This window comes from Gordonia sp. NPDC003950 (genome assembly GCF_053605205.1).
This window is the reverse complement of sequence record NZ_JBSGIT010000067.1, coordinates 1-1,358: the sequence shown is the minus strand read 5'-3', so window position 1 is coordinate 1,358 and position 1,358 is coordinate 1. Positions and strand designations below refer to the sequence as shown.

The following is a 1,358-nucleotide window of genomic DNA, read 5'->3' as shown; positions in this document are numbered from 1 at the left end:
TGAATCCCCCTAGGTTTCGTGCCGCTTCCTTTTGAGTCAGGAAGGATGAGCACATGCCCAAGAAGATCGATCCGGAGGTCAAGGCGCGCGCGTTGCGGCTGATGTCCGAGCACGGCCAGGAGTATCCGACGGTGACCGCCGCAGCCGAGGCGATCGCCCGCAAGGTCGGCGTCAGCACCGAATCGGTGCGCCGATGGACCGTGCAGGCCGATGTCGACGCCGGCGCACGTCCGGGCGTCACGAGCGAGGAAAACGCCGAGATCAAGCGTCTCAAGGCCGAGAACCGGCGTCTGCGCGAAGACGTCGAGGTCCTCAAAGCGGCCACGACTTTCTTCGCGGGGGAACTCGACCCCCGCAATCGATGAGTATCGCGTTCATTGATTCGATGCGCGCGAAAGGTGTTGCGGTCGAGTCGATTTGCCGAGTCCTACGAGAACAGGGCTGCCAGATCGCCGCACGCACCTACCGGGCGTGGAAGTCACGCCGACCAGCAGCGCGAACCATCTCGGACGCCCAGACGGTCAACGCGGTCCGCGATGCCGCCTGGACCACCGATGCCCAGGGGCGTCGGCGGTTAACCCCGACCGGCTTGTACGGGCGGGAGAAGATGCGCGCGCACCTCGACCGCACCACCATGCCCGGCGTCAGTTTCGGCGCGGTGGATCGTGCAATGAAAACGTTGGGGCTCAACGGAATACGCCGAACGAAAGGAGTGCGCACCACCATCCCGGCCGCCGACGGAGTCCGTGCCGGGGACCTGCTCAACCGGGTATTCAGTGCCGATGCCCCCAACCGTGTGTGGGTGACCGACTTCACCTACGTGCGTACCTGGGTCGGTTTCGTGTACGTGGTGTTCATCATCGACGTGTTCTCCCGAAAGATCGTGGCCTGGCACGCATCAACATCGAAAACTGTTGAGCTGGTGATGATTCCACTACGCATGGCGTTGTGGTACCGCGCCCATGAAGGCCATCCGGTCATCGCTGGCGAGTTGATTCACCATTCGGATGCCGGGTCGCAGTACACGTCCTCGACCCTCACCGAGCATCTCGATCTCGAGGATATCGCCCGTTCTATCGGCTCGATCGGGGACGCCTACGACAACGCCCTGATCGAGTCGGCAAACGGCTTGTACAAGGCCGAATGCATCCGCACCACCGTCTTTCACTCCGGCGCGTACAAGACGCCCTCAGACGTCGAATACGCGACCGCCGGCTGGGTCGACTGGTACAACTGCGACCGGCTGCACTCGAGCATCGGGATGGTCCCACCCAACGAGTACGAACACACCCACTACGCTGGCCTCAACCCCGAGGATCAGCCCACCATCGAGGCGGCACGAAACCGGGGGTGATTCA

The 1,358-nt window shown here is 63.0% G+C and carries 1 protein-coding gene; it reads left to right on the top strand.

Translation table 11 applies throughout. From position 1 onward, the window contains the following. Window positions 1–53: 53 nt before the first annotated feature. Window positions 54–1,354, top strand: a protein-coding gene (locus tag ACWETB_RS23860; RefSeq protein ID WP_452214072.1) for an IS3 family transposase whose coding sequence is annotated in 2 segments (ribosomal slippage) — window positions 54–327 and window positions 327–1,354 — 1,302 coding nt in all. Because the reading frame shifts where the segments join, the coding sequence is not laid out codon by codon here. Window positions 1,355–1,358 lie beyond the last annotated feature (4 nt).